This window comes from Burkholderia sp. FL-7-2-10-S1-D7 (assembly GCF_001524185.1).
Lineage (GTDB): Bacteria > Pseudomonadota > Gammaproteobacteria > Burkholderiales > Burkholderiaceae > Burkholderia > Burkholderia diffusa.
Window position 1 is genome coordinate 20,758 of record NZ_LOWY01000101.1, and the last position, 15,261, is coordinate 36,018.

Annotated in this window: 20 protein-coding genes; 1 reads left to right on the top strand and 19 read right to left on the bottom strand. The window is 66.5% G+C overall.

What is annotated here, in order from left to right; genetic code table 11:
* Positions 1-11: 11 nt before the first annotated feature.
* Positions 12-1,217 carry a Do family serine endopeptidase gene (locus WS75_RS30675; protein WP_059686469.1) on the top strand — a complete coding sequence of 402 codons (1,206 nt, stop codon included), beginning with the start codon at positions 12-14 and terminating at the stop codon, positions 1,215-1,217.
* Positions 1,218-1,441: 224 nt separating this feature from the next.
* Here the strand turns inward: WS75_RS30675 and tatC are convergent, their stop codons facing one another.
* The 19 genes from tatC to WS75_RS30770 form a co-directional block, all read right to left on the bottom strand.
* Positions 1,442-2,224 carry a twin-arginine translocase subunit TatC gene (gene tatC / locus WS75_RS30680; RefSeq protein ID WP_059599823.1) on the bottom strand — a complete coding sequence of 261 codons (783 nt, stop codon included), beginning with the start codon at positions 2,222-2,224 and terminating at the stop codon, positions 1,442-1,444.
* A gap of 41 nt (positions 2,225-2,265) precedes the next feature.
* Entirely contained in the window at positions 2,266-2,796 is a 531-nt protein-coding gene (tatB, locus tag WS75_RS30685; RefSeq protein ID WP_059686471.1) for a Sec-independent protein translocase protein TatB, read from the bottom strand.
* Positions 2,797-2,822: 26 nt separating this feature from the next.
* The gene (gene tatA / locus WS75_RS30690) at positions 2,823-3,053 is read right to left on the bottom strand and encodes a Sec-independent protein translocase subunit TatA (protein WP_059599821.1); all 231 of its coding nucleotides are present in this window, start codon (positions 3,051-3,053) and stop codon (positions 2,823-2,825) included.
* 93 nt (positions 3,054-3,146) lie between these two features.
* Positions 3,147-3,512 (bottom strand): histidine triad nucleotide-binding protein, encoded by a 366-nt coding sequence (locus tag WS75_RS30695; protein ID WP_044845951.1) that lies wholly within the window; start codon positions 3,510-3,512, stop codon positions 3,147-3,149.
* A gap of 29 nt (positions 3,513-3,541) precedes the next feature.
* A complete protein-coding gene (locus WS75_RS30700) occupies positions 3,542-3,934 on the bottom strand; it encodes a DUF4870 family protein (protein WP_059686473.1) in 393 nt (130 codons plus the stop codon).
* Positions 3,935-4,005: 71 nt separating this feature from the next.
* Positions 4,006-4,371, bottom strand: coding sequence for a phosphoribosyl-ATP diphosphatase (locus WS75_RS30705; protein ID WP_044845953.1), 366 nt, complete (start codon positions 4,369-4,371; stop codon positions 4,006-4,008).
* On the bottom strand, positions 4,368-4,784 hold the full coding sequence (gene hisI, locus WS75_RS30710) for a phosphoribosyl-AMP cyclohydrolase (RefSeq protein WP_044845954.1): 417 nt from the start codon (positions 4,782-4,784) through the stop codon (positions 4,368-4,370). Before hisI ends, WS75_RS30705 begins: the two co-directional genes overlap by 4 nt.
* A complete protein-coding gene (hisF, locus tag WS75_RS30715) occupies positions 4,784-5,557 on the bottom strand; it encodes an imidazole glycerol phosphate synthase subunit HisF (RefSeq protein ID WP_059599819.1) in 774 nt (257 codons plus the stop codon). Before hisF ends, hisI begins: the two co-directional genes overlap by 1 nt.
* 105 nt (positions 5,558-5,662) lie before the next feature.
* The gene (gene hisA / locus WS75_RS30720; protein WP_059686475.1) at positions 5,663-6,418 is read right to left on the bottom strand and encodes a 1-(5-phosphoribosyl)-5-[(5-phosphoribosylamino)methylideneamino]imidazole-4-carboxamide isomerase; all 756 of its coding nucleotides are present in this window, start codon (positions 6,416-6,418) and stop codon (positions 5,663-5,665) included.
* Between the two features lie 163 nt (positions 6,419-6,581).
* The gene (hisH, locus tag WS75_RS30725) at positions 6,582-7,223 is read right to left on the bottom strand and encodes an imidazole glycerol phosphate synthase subunit HisH (RefSeq protein ID WP_059686477.1); all 642 of its coding nucleotides are present in this window, start codon (positions 7,221-7,223) and stop codon (positions 6,582-6,584) included.
* Complete coding sequence (locus WS75_RS30730) at positions 7,220-7,840, bottom strand: MarC family protein (protein ID WP_059686479.1); 621 nt, start codon at positions 7,838-7,840, stop codon at positions 7,220-7,222. The genes hisH and WS75_RS30730 overlap by 4 nt, the downstream gene beginning before the upstream one ends.
* Before the next feature lie 62 nt (positions 7,841-7,902).
* The gene (gene hisB / locus WS75_RS30735) at positions 7,903-8,490 is read right to left on the bottom strand and encodes an imidazoleglycerol-phosphate dehydratase HisB (RefSeq protein WP_059599816.1); all 588 of its coding nucleotides are present in this window, start codon (positions 8,488-8,490) and stop codon (positions 7,903-7,905) included.
* Between the two features lie 65 nt (positions 8,491-8,555).
* Positions 8,556-9,629: a histidinol-phosphate transaminase gene (hisC, locus tag WS75_RS30740; RefSeq protein ID WP_059686481.1), complete on the bottom strand. Its 1,074-nt coding sequence runs from the start codon at positions 9,627-9,629 to the stop codon at positions 8,556-8,558.
* A 119-nt stretch (positions 9,630-9,748) separates the two neighbouring features.
* Positions 9,749-11,065: a histidinol dehydrogenase gene (gene hisD / locus WS75_RS30745; protein WP_059686482.1), complete on the bottom strand. Its 1,317-nt coding sequence runs from the start codon at positions 11,063-11,065 to the stop codon at positions 9,749-9,751.
* 24 nt (positions 11,066-11,089) lie between these two features.
* Positions 11,090-11,743, bottom strand: coding sequence for an ATP phosphoribosyltransferase (gene hisG / locus WS75_RS30750; RefSeq protein ID WP_059599813.1), 654 nt, complete (start codon positions 11,741-11,743; stop codon positions 11,090-11,092).
* Entirely contained in the window at positions 11,740-13,089 is a 1,350-nt protein-coding gene (gene murA / locus WS75_RS30755; RefSeq protein ID WP_059686484.1) for a UDP-N-acetylglucosamine 1-carboxyvinyltransferase, read from the bottom strand. Before murA ends, hisG begins: the two co-directional genes overlap by 4 nt.
* 13 nt (positions 13,090-13,102) lie before the next feature.
* Positions 13,103-13,342, bottom strand: a complete 240-nt coding sequence (locus WS75_RS30760) for a BolA family protein (RefSeq protein WP_006477131.1) — start codon at positions 13,340-13,342, stop codon at positions 13,103-13,105.
* Between the two features lie 50 nt (positions 13,343-13,392).
* Positions 13,393-14,232: an ABC transporter permease gene (locus WS75_RS30765; protein ID WP_257129489.1), complete on the bottom strand. Its 840-nt coding sequence runs from the start codon at positions 14,230-14,232 to the stop codon at positions 13,393-13,395.
* The gene (locus tag WS75_RS30770) at positions 14,229-15,155 is read right to left on the bottom strand and encodes an ABC transporter ATP-binding protein (protein ID WP_059686488.1); all 927 of its coding nucleotides are present in this window, start codon (positions 15,153-15,155) and stop codon (positions 14,229-14,231) included. The genes WS75_RS30765 and WS75_RS30770 overlap by 4 nt, the downstream gene beginning before the upstream one ends.
* Between the last annotated feature and the right edge of the window lie 106 nt (positions 15,156-15,261).

Below are 15,261 nucleotides of genomic sequence, written 5' to 3' on the forward strand. Positions count from 1 at the left end.
AATCCATTCAGATGCTTAGACGCTTCTGGCTGTTCTTCGCGCAGGCGGTCACCGTGCTGCTGGCGCTGATGTTCATCGTCGTGACGCTCAAGCCGCAATGGCTGCAACGGCAAGGACAGCTCGGCAAGCAGCTCGCCACGCCGATCGTCGCGCTGCGGGAAGTCGCGCCGGGCATCGGCGGTGCACCGGCGACCACGTCATACGCGGAGGCCGCGCAAAAGGCGATGCCCGCGGTCGTCAACGTCTTCTCCAGCAAGGATGGCTCGCTGCCGCCCGATCCGCGCGCGAAGGATCCGCTGTTCCGCTATTTCTTCGGCGACCGCAACGCCCGCAAGCAGCAGGACGAACCTGCGGCCAACCTCGGCTCCGGCGTTATCGTGAGCCCTGAAGGTTACATTCTAACGAACCAGCACGTCGTGGACGGCGCCGACCAGATCGAAGTCGCGCTCGCCGACGGCCGCACGGCCACCGCGAAGGTGATCGGCAGCGACCCCGAAACCGATCTCGCCGTGCTGAAGATCAACATGACGAACCTGCCGACGATCACGCTCGGCCGTTCCGACCAGTCGCGGGTCGGCGACGTCGTGCTCGCGATCGGCAACCCGTTCGGCGTCGGCCAGACGGTCACGATGGGGATCATCAGCGCGCTCGGCCGCAACCATCTCGGCATCAACACGTTCGAAAACTTCATCCAGACCGACGCGCCGATCAACCCCGGCAACTCGGGCGGCGCGCTGGTCGACGTGAACGGCAACCTGCTCGGCATCAACACGGCGATCTACTCGCGCTCGGGCGGCTCGCTCGGCATCGGCTTCGCGATCCCCGTGTCGACCGCGCGCACCGTGCTCGAAAGCATCATCACGACGGGCTCGGTCACGCGCGGCTGGATCGGCGTCGAGCCGCAGGACGTCACGCCGGAAATCGCCGAGTCGTTCGGGCTCCAGCAGAAGTCGGGCGCGATCGTCGCGGGCGTGCTGCAGGGCGGTCCGGCCGACAAGGCGGGCATCAAGCCGGGCGACATCCTCGTGAGCGTGAACGGCGAGGACATCACCGACACGACGAAGTTGCTGAACACCGTCGCGCAGATCAAGCCGGGCACGCCGACCAAGGTGCACGTCGTGCGCAAGGGCAAGGAGTTCGACGTGAGCGTGGTGATCGGCAAGCGCCCGCCGCCGCCGAAGCAGACGCTCGACGAACAGGACAGCGACAGCGAGTGACATCCGGCGGGCGGCTTATCGGCGCCGCCCGCCGGCCAAAGATGGAAATGCAAAAGGGCAGCCTGATCGGCTGCCCTTTTGTTTTGCTTCGAAGATCCTTCGTCACGGTGACGGCGCTGCGTTCACCCGCCACCTGCACCGCCCGATCGCCCGCCCGGATTCAACGTCGTCGAAGTGCCGCGTCGACGGCGCCCCTCATGCCGGCCGTCGCGCGCCGCGTTTCATCAACTCGCGGCGCCGTTCTCGGCCTCGGGTTCTTCCGTCGGCTTCGGCACGAAGAATCGCGCGGCCAGCAGCCCGATTTCGAACAGCACGACGAGCGGCAGCGCGAGCATCAGCTGCGAGAACACGTCCGGCGGCGTGACGACCGCCGCGACGACGAACGCGCCGACGATCACGTACGGCCGCATCTCCTTCAGCTTCTTCAGCGACAGCACGCCCATCCGGACGAGCAGCACGACGACGATCGGCACCTCGAACGTGACCCCGAACGCGATGAACATCCCGAGCACGAAGCTCAGGTAGTTGTCGATGTCGGTCGACATCTCCGCGCCGAGCGGCGCGTTGTAGTGCGCCATCACACGGAAGATCGTCGGGAACACGAGGAAGTATGCGAACGCCATCCCGCACAGGAACAGGACGTAGCTGCTGCCGACGAGCGGCACGACGAGCTTCTTCTCGTGCTGATACAGCCCCGGCGCGACGAACGCCCAGATCTGGTACAGCACGATCGGCAGCGCGATCACGAGCGCGACGAGCATCGTGACTTTCATCGGCACGAAGAACGAGCCGGTGACGTCGGTCACGATCATCCTGCCGCCCTTCGGCAGGTTCTCCATCAGCGGCCGCGCGAGCAGCCGGAAAATGTCGGGCGCCCAGTACACGAGCCCGAGGAACACGACGATCACGGCCAGCCCCGCGCGGATGATGCGATCGCGAAGCTCGACGAGATGGGAAATGAAGGTTTCTTCCGGGGCGTCGCCCGGATTCTGCTGGGGGTCGCTCACACCGGCCCTCGGTAGGATTGACGAGCGAGCATGCGCTCGGCTCAGAAGAAGCGCGTCGGCCGGCGCAGGCTGGCCGGCTGATGGCGCGCGACACGCGCGGCGCCCGACTGCACGTGCGTGCGGCGGGTCGTCGCGCGCTTGTACCAGACAGGCGTCGCCGCCTGTTTCACACGCCAGTTGCGACGCTTCGGCGCGAGCGCGGCCATGCTGCCGCGCCACGACGGCGCCGCGGGCGTGTCGGAGCCGTACGTGCCGGCATCGACCGAGCCTTCGTTAGGACCGCCGACCGCGGAGTTCCACGTGTCGTTCAGTTCCTTCTCGTGCTCGCGCAGGTTGTCGTGAATCGTCGTCTCGACATTGCGCGCGGCCGACTCGAAATCGGTCTTCATCGTCCGCAGCGCGTCGAGTTCGATTTCGCGCGAGACCTCGGCCTTCACGTCGTTGATGTACCGCTGCGCGCGGCCGAACAATGCGCCGGCCGTACGCGCGACGCGCGGCAGGCGCTCGGGGCCGAGCACCACGAGCGCGACGACGCCGATCAGCGCCATCTTCGAAAGACCGAGATCCAGCATTGCGAATGCCTGTCAGCGTGCCGGCGTTACGCCTTGTTCGAGTCGGAACGCGTCGTTTCCTTCGCGTTGACGTCGACCGAACCCGAACGCGGCAGTTGCTGCGTGTCCGCCGGAGTCTCGCCTTCCTTCATGCCGTCCTTGAAACCCTTCACGGCGCTGCCGAGGTCGTTGCCGATGTTGCGCAGCTTCTTCGTACCGAAAACCAGCGCGACGATCAGCAGCACGATCAGCCAGTGCCAAATGCTCAATCCACCCATGATGAAACCTCTCCTCAACCACGCCGCGTCGCGGCGCAAATCGCCGGCGGCACGCCGGCTTCGACTATCGATGCGGGGAAACGCCCCGCCACGTCAACCCATCCGCAGCCACGGGCGCGGGCCGGCCAGGATGTGCGCGTGCAGGTGGTAGACCTCCTGCCCGCCGCCGGGGCCCGTGTTGATCACCGTACGAAAACCGGTTTCGCCCCCCGTGTACGCAACGCCGAGCTGGTCGGCCAGACGGGCGACCAGCAGCATCAGCCGGCCGAGCATCGGCGCATCGGCCTCGCTCGCCGCCGACAGCGTCGGCACATGCCGGCGCGGAATCACGAGCACGTGCGTCTCGGCCGCCGGGCGGATGTCGCGGAACGCGACGAATTCGTCGTCCTCGTGCACCTTCGTGCTCGGGATCTCGCCCGCCGCGATCTTGCAGAACAGGCAATTCGGATCGTGACTCATGTTGCTCCTGCGAAACGCCCGCGCGCCGGTCAGAACCAGGCCTGCGGATCGAGCGTCTTGTTGTCGTTCAGGTACAGCCAACCTTTGATGATACGGTACAGCGTCCAGATCCATGTGACAAACATGACGACGAATCCCACCACCACGAACATCAGCGCGAAGCCGATCACGTAAGCGATCAGCGCGCGCCAGAACGTGCGGATCTGCCACTCGAAATGGTCGGCGTACGGCGTGCCGGCCACGTCGCCGCGCTTCACGTAGTTGATGATGATCGCGATGATCCCGGTGACGCCGCCCGTCAGCCAATGAATCGCGTAGAGGCCGTACAGCACATGCGTCAGCGTGCGCAGACCTGCCAGCCGCTCGGCGTCCGCTGCGCCCGGCACCGACGGTGTCGGAAACTGGCTCGGCGTATCGGTCATGATGCTACCCCCGTTAGATGACAATTCTTACAGCTTACCGCACTGTCGCCGGCGCGGCAGGCCGCGCGTCGTCACCCGCCATTTTCCTCGCGCTCGCGACGCTTGCGCAGCGCTTTTTCCTCGATGCCCGACAGACCTTCGCGACGCTCGAGTTCGGCGATCACGTCGGCCGGGCTCAGGTCGAAATGCGACAGCATCACCAGGCAGTGGAACCACAGGTCGGCCACCTCGCCGACCAGCGCCGTCGGCGCGCCGCCCTGGCGCACGTCCTTCGCGGCCAGCACGACTTCGGTCGCCTCTTCGCCGATCTTCTTCAGCACCGCGTCGTCGCCCTTGTGAAACAGGCGCGATACGTACGATTGTTCGGGGTCGCCGCCCTTGCGGCTATCGATCACGGCCGCGAGGCGCAGCAGCGTGTCTTCGGTCGATTGCGTCATTTGTAGATGTGTTCGGGGTCTTTCAGCACCGGATCGACCGCGACCCAGTCGCCGCTGTCCACGGTGCCTTCGAATTTCTGGAAGAAGCACGAATGCCGGCCGGTGTGGCATGCGATGCCCGACACCTGCTCGACCTTCAGCAGCACGACGTCCTCGTCGCAGTCGAGCCGCACCTCGTGCACGTGCTGCACGTGGCCCGACTCCTCGCCCTTGAACCACAGGCGCTTGCGCGAACGCGAATAGTAGACCGCGCGCTGCGTCTCGATCGTCTTCGCCAGGGCCTCGCGGTTCATCCACGCGAACATCAGCACGTCGTTCGTCGACGCTTCCTGCGCGATCACCGGCACGAGGCCGTTGTCGTCCCAGCGGACCTTGTCGAGCCACGCGGGCAGGGATTTCGTTTCCGTATTCATCACAGCCTCACCGGAATGCCCTGGTCGGCCATGAAGCGCTTCGCCTCGCCGACCGTGTGCTCGCCATAGTGGAAGATGCTCGCGGCCAGCACGGCATCGGCGCGGCCGTCCTTGATGCCGTCCGCGAGGTCCTGCAGCGAGCCCACACCGCCCGACGCAATCACCGGCACCGGCACCGCGTCCGACACGCCGCGCGTGAGTGCGAGGTCGAAGCCGGACTTCGTGCCGTCGCGATCCATGCTCGTGAGCAGGATCTCGCCCGCGCCGAGCTCGGCCATCTTGCGCGCCCATTCGATCGCGTCGAGGCCCGTGCCCTTGCGGCCGCCGTGCGTGAACACTTCCCAGCGCGGCGCCTCGCCGTCGGCCGACACGCGCTTCGCGTCGATCGCGACGACGATGCACTGCGAGCCGTACTTGTCGGCCGCGTCGCGCACGAGCTGCGGGTTCGCGACCGCCGACGAATTCATGCTGACCTTGTCCGCGCCGGCGTTCAACAGGCGTCGCACGTCCTCGACGGCGCGCACGCCGCCGCCGACGGTCAGCGGAATGAACACCTGCGACGCGACGGCCTCGATGATCGGCAGGATCAGGTCGCGCTGGTCGGAGGTCGCGGTGATGTCGAGGAAGGTCAGTTCGTCGGCGCCTTGTTCGTCGTAGCGGCGCGCGATTTCGACGGGGTCGCCGGCGTCGCGCAGCTCGACGAAATTGACGCCCTTGACGACACGCCCGGCAGTCACGTCCAGGCAGGGGATGATGCGTTTAGCTAGAGCCATGATGTTGCGCCAAATGCCGCGCTGGGACGGCCGGTTACGGAAGCCTCGCGCGAGGCCTCCGGTGGAGCCGCCCGCGGGCAGCCCCGGCAAACGGAACAACCGCGGTTACGCGTTGTCGAGTTCGCCGTTCAGTTCGTCCGCGCGCTTTTGCGCGGCCGCGAAATCGAGATCGCCGGAGTAGATCGCACGGCCGCAGATCACGCCTTCGACGCCATGCTCTTCCACTTCGCACAGGTGCTCGATGTCCGTGAGGTTCGACAGGCCGCCGCTGGCGATCACCGGAATGCCGACCGCCTGCGCGAGCTTCACGGTCGCCTCGATGTTGATGCCCTGCAGCATCCCGTCGCGGCCGATGTCCGTGTAGACGATCGACTCGACGCCGTAGTCCTCGAACTTGCGCGCGAGATCGATCACTTCGTGGCCGGTCAGCTTGCTCCAGCCGTCGGTCGCGACCTTGCCGTCCTTCGCGTCCAGCCCGACGATGATGTTGCCGGAGAACGCGGTGCACGCGTCCTGCAGGAAGCCGGGGTTCTTCACGGCGGCAGTACCGATGATCACGTAGGACAGGCCGGCGTCGAGATACTTCTCGATCGTCTCGAGGCTGCGAATGCCGCCGCCGAGCTGTACGGGGATTTCATCGCCGACTTCGTCGAGGATCGCTTCGATCGCCTCGAGATTCTTCGGCTTGCCGGCGAATGCGCCGTTCAGGTCGACGAGATGGAGCCGCCGGGCGCCGAGATCGACCCACTTGCGGGCCATCGCCGCCGGGTCCTCGGAGAAAATCGTGGCCTGGTCCATATCGCCCTGTTTCAGGCGCACACACTGACCGTCTTTGAGATCGATGGCCGGAATCAGCAACATAGCAATCGGGTGTCGTCGTGGAAAATGAAAAGAATCCGGCGCGTACCGGCCAAACCGGTGCCGCGCCGTCTCGCTAGTTTAGTACAACTCTTTCGGCGCTTAAGCGGGCAAGCCCCGCGCGACGGGCCGTTCGGCCCGGTCGACTGTGGCTCGCACACCACGTTTACGGCTTCCAGTGTACGAAGTTGCGATACAGACGCAACCCGACCTCCGCGCTTTTCTCGGGGTGGAATTGGGTCGCGAAGAGGTTGTCCCGCGCGACCGCGGACGTAAACGGCGCGCCGTATGCCGTTTCGCCGACCGTGTGCGCCGGGTTCTCCGGGCTCACGTAATAGCTGTGCACGAAGTAGAAATACGCGTCGTCGGGCACGCCGTCCCACAGCGGGTGCGGCTGCGACTGGTGCACGCGGTTCCAGCCCATCTGCGGCACCTTGAAGCGCGAACCGTCGTCCTGCAGGCGGCCTTCGAGCTCGAAACGCACGACCTTGCCGGGCAACAGGCCGAGGCCCTTCGTGTCGCCTTCCGCGCTCCAGTCGAACAGCATCTGCTCGCCGACGCACACGCCGAGCAGCGGCTTCGTGCGCGACGCCTCGATCACGGCCTCCTGCAGCCCCGATTCGCCGAGGCAGCGCATGCAGTCGGGCATCGCGCCCTGGCCGGGCAGCACGACGCGGTCGGCCGCGCGAATCGCGGCCGGCGTATCGACGATCGCCACGTCGGCGGCCGGTTCGGCCTTCTTGAGCGCCTGCGCGACCGAGCGCAGGTTGCCCATCCCATAATCCACAATCGCAATCGAAGTTTTCATCTCAGTGCAGGCAGTAGCGCCCTCAGTCCATTGACGATGAATTCCACCGCCAGCGCCGACAGCATCAGACCCATCAGCCGCGTGGCGATGTTGATGCCGGTGCGGCCGATCCAGTTCGCGATCGGCTCGGCAAGCCGCATCGCGAAGAAACACAGCAGAGCCAGGACCGCGCCGATCGCGACGAGCCCGGCTCGCTCATACCAGTGACGCGAGTTCGCCGCATAGACGATCGCCGTGCTGATCGAGCCGGGGCCCGTGAGCAGCGGAATCGCCAGCGGCACGACCGCGATGTTGTCCTTCAGCTCTGCCTCGTGGCGCTCCTCCGGCGTCGATCGCGTGTTGCCGATCTGCGCGTTCAGCATGTTGATCGCCATCAGCAACATGATGATCCCGCCGCCCACTTCAAGGGAGCCGACCGAAATGCCGAAGAAGTCGATGATCTGCTGCCCGAGCAGCGTCGTCACCGTCATCACGCAGAACACCGACACCGACGCGATCCGGATCGTGCGGCGCCGCTCGATGTCCGACTGCTGCGCCGTCAGGCTCAGGAAGAACGGCACCGCGCCGATCGGGTTGATCAGCGCCAGCAGCGAAATGAACGATTTGAGCAGATCCATCGCAAGCCGGCGCGCCGCGCCGAAGCGGTGAGGTTGTCGTTGGCGTCCTGTCCGTTCGGAAGTTAGAGGCTGCCCTTCGTCGACGGAATCTGCCCCGCCGCACGCTCGTCGAGCTCCACCGCCCCACGCAGCGCCCGGCCGAACGCCTTGAACACCGTTTCGAGCTGGTGGTGCGCGTTGATTCCGCGCAGGTTGTCGATGTGCAGCGTGACGCCCGCGTGGTTCACGAACCCGCGGAAGAATTCGATGGACAGGTCGACGTCGAAGGTGCCGATCCGCGCACGCGTGAACGGCACGTGGAATTCGAGACCCGGCCGGCCCGAGAAGTCGATCACGACGCGCGACAGCGCCTCGTCGAGCGGCACGTACGAATGGCCGTAGCGGCGGATGCCCTTCTTGTCGCCGATCGCCTTCGCGACAGCCTGACCAAGCGTGATGCCGACGTCCTCGACCGTGTGGTGGTCGTCGATATGCGTATCGCCATGCGCTTCGACCTCGAGATCGATCAGACCATGTCGCGCGATCTGGTCGAGCATATGGTCGAGAAACGGCACGCCGGTGGCCAGCTTCTGCCGGCCCGTCCCGTCGAGATCGAGCTTCACACGGATCTGCGTTTCGCTGGTATTGCGAACGACTTCCGCCACACGCATGGCAATTCCTTGAATGGGTCTGATGTAAATGGGGATTGATCGTCGCGCGCCGCCGCGCCCTGGGCTCAACCGGGCAGCGCGAGTTTCAAAGCAGCCAGCAGGCGCGCGTTTTCGTCGGGAGAACCGACGGTCAGCCGCACGCATTCGGACAGCAACGGATGCATTTTACTCACGTTTTTGACCAGCACCCGCTCCGTGAGCAGCGCATCGAACACGGCGGCCGCGTCCGGCACGCGCACCAGCAGGAAATTGCCGGCGCTCGGGAACACCGTCGCACCCGGCAGCGCGGCAACGGCCTGCGCGAGGCGCGTGCGTTCCGCACGCAATTCGGCCGCCTGCGCGTCGAGCACGTCGAGGTGGTCGAGCAGGAAATCGGCGGTCGCCTGGGTCAGCACGTTGATGTTGTACGGCGGGCGCACCTTGTCGAACTCGGTCAGCCACGCCGGCAGGCCGGCGAGATAGCCAAGGCGGATCCCCGCGAGGCCGAGCTTCGACACCGTGCGCATCACGACGACGTTGTCGAACTCGGCGGCGCGCGGCAGCCACGAGCGCTCCGCGAACGGCTGGTACGCCTCGTCGATCACGATCAGGCTGTGCCGCGCGGCCGCGATGATCCGCTCGACGTCGGCTTCGTCGTACAGCGTGCCGGTCGGGTTGTTCGGGTAAGCGAGGTAGACGAGCGCGGGCCGATGCTCGGCGATCGCGGCGATCATCGCGTCGGCGTCGAGCGTCAGGTCGGCCTTGAGCGGCACGCCGACGAATTCGAGCTGCGCGAACTTCGCCGACAACTCGTACATCACGAAGCCCGGCACCGGTGCGAGCACCTTCGCGCCCGGCTTCGCACACGCCACCGACATCATGCTGATGATTTCGTCCGAGCCGTTACCGAGCAGCACGTCGCATGCGGCCGGCACGCCCATCGCACGGCGCAGCTTGTCGAGCAGCGCGCCCGGGCGCGGCGCCGGGTAGCGGTTCAGCGCGACCTGCGCGAGGCGTTCGCCGAGCGCCGCCGCAAGCGGCGCCGGCAGCGAATACGGGTTCTCCATCGCGTCGAGCTTCACGAAGCCGCTCGCGTCGGGCACCGGGTAGCTCGTCATCGCGAGCACGTCGCGGCGGATGATGTCTTGTGGCGTCGTCATGGTCTCAAGCCGGCGTGCGTCGCGCCGGCGTCAAATGGTCGGCAAGGCGGCGGCTGCCGCCCTGCGCTGGGTCTCCTCGTCGACCGGAACCGCTGCGTCGGCATCGGCTCCGGCGCGCGTCACCCCTTCATCCGGAGCTCGGCGCTACGCGCGTGCGCCTGCAACCCTTCGCCGTATGCGAGCTCGGAGGCGATCTCGCCCAGCGTCTGCGCACCTTCGGCGCTGACTTCGATCAGGCTCGAACGCTTGATGAAGTCGTACACGCCGAGCGGCGACGAGAACCGCGCGGTGCGCGACGTCGGCAGCACGTGGTTCGGGCCCGCGCAGTAGTCGCCGAGGCTTTCGCTCGTGTAGCGGCCGAGGAAGATCGCGCCGGCGTGGCGGATTTGCTGGCCCCATTGCTGCGGCTCCAGCGCGGAAATCTCGAGGTGCTCCGGCGCGATGTCATTCGCGATCCGGCACGCTTCGGCCATATCGCGCACCTTGATCAGCGCGCCGCGGCCTTCCAGCGACGCGCGGATCACGTCCCGGCGCGGCATCGTCGGCAACAGCTCGTCGATCGCCTTCTCGACGCGCTCGAGGAACGCGGCGTCCGGGCACAGCAGGATCGACTGCGCGAGCTCGTCGTGTTCGGCCTGCGAGAACAGGTCCATCGCGACCCAGCTCGGATCGGTCGTGCCGTCGCACAGCACGAGGATTTCCGACGGGCCGGCGATCATGTCGATGCCGACCGTGCCGAACACGCGGCGCTTCGCCGACGCGACGTATGCATTGCCCGGCCCGCAGATCTTGTCGACCGGCGGCACCGTGGCCGTGCCGTACGCGAGCGCGCCGACCGCCTGCGCGCCGCCGATCGTGAACACGCGATCGACGCCGCCGAGCAGCGCCGCGGCGAGCACGAGGTCGTTCTTCACGCCGTCCGGGGTCGGCACGACCATCACGATCTCGCCGACGCCCGCGACGCGCGCGGGAATCGCGTTCATCAGCACCGACGACGGATACGCGGCCTTGCCGCCCGGCACGTACAGGCCGACGCGGTCGAGCGGCGTGACCTTCTGGCCGAGCACCGTGCCGTCGCTTTCCGTGTACTGCCAGCTATGGGTGCCGCACTCGATCTTCTGTTTCTCGTGATACGCACGCACGCGCGCGGCAGCGGCTTCCAGCGCCGCGCGCGACTTCGGCGCGAGGCCGTCGAGCGCCGTCTGCAGCGCGTCCTGCGGCAGCTCGAGCGCGGCGACGCTGCTCGCGTCCAGCCGGTCGAAGCGGTTCGTGTACTCGAGCACCGCGGCGTCGCCGCGCGACTTCACGTCGGCGAGAATCTTCGCGACCGACTGCTCGATCGCTTCGTCCTCGCTCGCCTCGAACGCGAGCACCGCACGCAGCGCGGCGTCGAAGCCCTCGCTCGTCGAATCGAGTTTGCGGATGGTGATGGCCATGGGAATTCCGTTACGGTGATGCGCTCAATTGCCATTCTGCGACGCGCGTTCGAACGCGTCGAGAATCGGCTTGAGCGCCGTGCGCTTCAACTTCAGCGCAGCCTGGTTCACGACGAGGCGCGACGAGATCGCCATGATCTCCTCGACCTCGACCAGATTGTTCGCCTTCAGCGTGCCGCCCGAACTGACGAGGTCGACGATCGCGTCGGCCAGCCCGACCAGCGGCGCGAGTTCCATCGAGCCGTACAGCTTGATCAGGTCGACGTGCACGCCTTTCGCGGCGAAGTGTTCGCGTGCCGTTTCGACGTATTTGGTCGCGACCCGCAGGCGCGCGCCCTGGCGCACCGCGTTCGCATAGTCGAAACCGGCCGGCACGGCCACCGACATCCGGCAGCGCGCAATGTTCAGGTCGATCGGCTGGTACAGACCCGAGCCGCCGTGCTCGACCAGCACGTCCTTGCCGGCCACGCCGAAATCGGCCGCGCCGTATTCGACGTAGGTCGGCACGTCGCTCGCGCGCACGATGATCACGCGCAGGTTCGGATCGGTCGTCGGCAGGATCAGCTTGCGCGACGTTTCCGGATCCTCGGCCACCTGCACGCCGGCGGCCGCCAGCAGCGGCAGGGTTTCCTCGAAAATCCGGCCCTTCGACAGGGCGAGGGTCAGCGGCGCGGTCATGCTTGGCTCCCGGAGAGGCGGCGCACGTTCGCGCCGACGGCGGTCAGTTTGGTTTCCATGCGGTCGTAGCCGCGGTCCAGGTGATAGATGCGGTCGACGAGCGTTTCGCCTTCGGCCCGCAGCCCGGCAATCACGAGGCTCGCCGATGCGCGCAGGTCGGTCGCCATCACGTTCGCGCCGGACAGCTTGGCGACGCCGGTCACGAGCGCCGTGTTGCCGTCGATCGTGATGTTCGCGCCGAGCCGGTTCAGCTCCTGCACGTGCATGAAGCGGTTCTCGAAAATGGTCTCGACAACCTGCGCGGTGCCCGTCGCGACCGAATTGAGGGCCATGAACTGCGCCTGCATGTCGGTCGGAAACGCCGGGTATTCCGACGTGCGGATCGTCACCGCCGACGGGCGGCGGTCCATCTTCACGCGCAGCCAGCTGTCGCCTTCCTCGATCGACACGCCCGCCTCGCGCAGCTTGTCGATCACCGCGTCGAGGATGTGCGGACGCACGCCCGTCAGCATCACGTCGCCGCCCGCCGCCGCGACCGCGCACAGGAACGTGCCGGCCTCGATGCGATCGGGAATCACCGAATGGCGTGCGCCATGCAGCCGTTCGACACCCTGGATCACGAGGCGGTCGGTGCCGATGCCGTCGATTTTCGCGCCCATCGCGACCAGCAGGTGCGCGAGATCGCTCACTTCCGGTTCGCGGGCAGCGTTCTCGATCACCGTCTCGCCGTCGGCGAGCGTCGCGGCCATCAGCAGGTTTTCCGTCCCCGTCACCGTGATCATGTCGGTCACGATGCGCGCACCCTTCAGGCGCTTCGCGCGCGCTTCGATGAAGCCGTGCTCGATGCTGATCTCGGCGCCCATCGCCTGCAGGCCCTTGATGTGCTGGTCGACCGGCCGCGCGCCGATCGCGCAGCCGCCCGGCAGCGACACCTTCGCCTCGCCGAAGCGCGCGAGCAGCGGCCCGAGCACGAGGATCGACGCGCGCATCGTCTTCACGAGTTCGTACGGCGCCACGAGGTTGTCGACGCGCGACGCATCGAGCCGCACGCGGCAGCCGTCAGTCTCGCTCTTCACGCCCATCTGGTTCAGCACCTTCAGCGTGGTGCGCACGTCCTTCAGGTTCGGCACGTTGTCGAGTTCGACCGGCTCGGCGCTGAGCAGCCCCGCGCACAGGATCGGCAGCGCGGCGTTCTTCGCGCCCGACACGACGATCTCGCCCGACAACCGGCGACCGCCTTCGATCACCAGCTTGTCCATCCCATGTCCCTGCGATTCCCCGTTGGCGGCCGGGTGTGCCGTGGCGACGCTCTGGACGGCGTCGCACTCGTTGACGGTGACTTGCACTCAGTGGTTCCGGTTATGCGTTCTGCCATTCGGCGGGCGTCAGCGTCTTCATGCTGAGCGCGTGAATTTCCTGCTTCATGCGATCGCCGAGCGCCGCATAAACGAGCTGGTGCCGCTGGATCGGCCGCTTGCCTTCGAAGGCCGCCGACACGATCGTCGCGAAGAAATGCTGGCCGTCGCCTTCGACTTCCAGATGAGTGCAGGCGAGACCGCCGGCAATGTATTGCTTGACCTGTTCGGGAGTCGGCAACATGAGAGGCTCCTGTCGGCGCGCGCCGCCCGTGGCGGCCGCCACCGTCGATATCAATGACGCAGTTTGTAGCCGGTCGCGAGCAGCCGCATCGCGAACATCGCGAGCAGCACAAAGAAACCGGTGACGATCGCGAGGCTCGCGAGCGGGTTGATGTCGGACGCGCCGAAGAACCCGTAACGGAAGCCGTCGATCATGTAGAAAAACGGGTTGAGACGCGAGATCTCGCGCCACACGGGCGGCAGCGAGTGCGTCGAATAGAACACGCCGGACAGGAACGTCAGCGGCATGATCAGGAAGTTCTGGAACGCGGCGAGCTGGTCGAACTTCTCGGCCCAGATCCCGGCGATCAAGCCGAGCGTGCCGAGGATCGCCGAGCCGAGCAGCGCGAACGCGATGATGAACAACGGCGCCGCGAAATGCATCGGGACAAACCAGATCGTCACGACGAATACGCCCGCGCCGACCGCGAGCCCGCGCACGACGGACGCGAGCACGTACGCGCCGAAGATGTCGAGGTACGACAGCGGCGGCAGCAGCATGAACACGAGGTTGCCGGTGATCTTCGACTGGATCAGCGACGACGAACTGTTCGCGAACGCGTTCTGCAGCACGCTCATCATCACGAGGCCCGGCACGAGAAAGCTCACGTACTCGACGCCCGGATACACCTCGACGCGGCCCGACAGCGCGTGGCCGAAGATCGTCAGATACAGCAGCGCCGTCACGATCGGCGCGCACACCGTCTGGAACGACACCTTCCAGAAGCGCAGCAGCTCCTTGTAGAACAGCGTTCGAAAACCGCTTCCCGGCACTCGCCGGGCCGCCCCGCGAGTGGCGGGCGTCCCCTCGGGAGGCAGCGAACGAAGTTCGCGTGGGGATTGTTGATTCATGCCAGACCCTCGATCACCTCGGCCCCGTTCATCACCTGGACGAACACATCCTCGAGGTCGGCCTTGCGGACCTCGATCTCGTCGAACGTGCAGCCCGCCGCGCGGCATTGCGCGAGGATCCGCTCGACATCGTCGTAGCTCGTCAAGCGCAGCAGGTGCTCGCCCGGCGCACGGGCAGCCGGGTCGGACTCCAGCCCGCGCAGCTCGGACGGCAGCGCGCCGGTCCCGAGGCGCAGGTACAGCTGCAGCCCCGCGAAGCGGCGCAGCAGCGCGTCGGTGCGGTCGAGCGCGACCACTTCGCCACGGCGCAGCATCGCGATGCGGTCGCACAGCGACTCGGCTTCCTCGAGGTAATGGGTGGTCAGCACGATCGTGTGGCCCTCGCGGTTCAGGCGCGAGATGAACTTCCACAGCGTCTGGCGCAATTCGACGTCGACGCCGGCGGTCGGCTCGTCGAGCACGATCACGGGCGGCCGGTGCACGAGCGCCTGCGCGACCAGCACGCGGCGCTTCATCCCGCCCGACAGCGCGCGCATGTTCGCGTCGGCCTTCTCGGTGAGGTCCAGATTGGCCATCACTTCGTCGATCCAGTCGTCGTTGCGGCGCAGCCCGAAATAACCGGACTGGATCCGCAGCGTCTCGCGGACGGTGAAGAACGGGTCGAACACGAGTTCCTGCGGCACGACGCCGAGCGCGCGGCGCGCATCGCCGAAGTCCTTGACGACGTCGTGGCCGCGCACCGAGATACTGCCTTCATCGGCCCGGGCAAGCCCGGCGAGGATACTGATGAGCGTGGTCTTGCCTGCGCCGTTCGGGCCGAGCAGACCGAAAAACTCGCCTTCCTCGACCGACAGACTGACGCCCTTGAGCGCCTGAAGCGATTTGTAGCGCTTCTTGACGTGACGGATTTCTATGGCTGACATGACTGTGCGCGGCGCAAGGGCCGCGACGCCTATTCTGTGCTTGCTGCGAAAGAAAATGGGGGCCGGACGCCGATTGGCTGCCCCGCAAAACGCTTGATTATAGGGC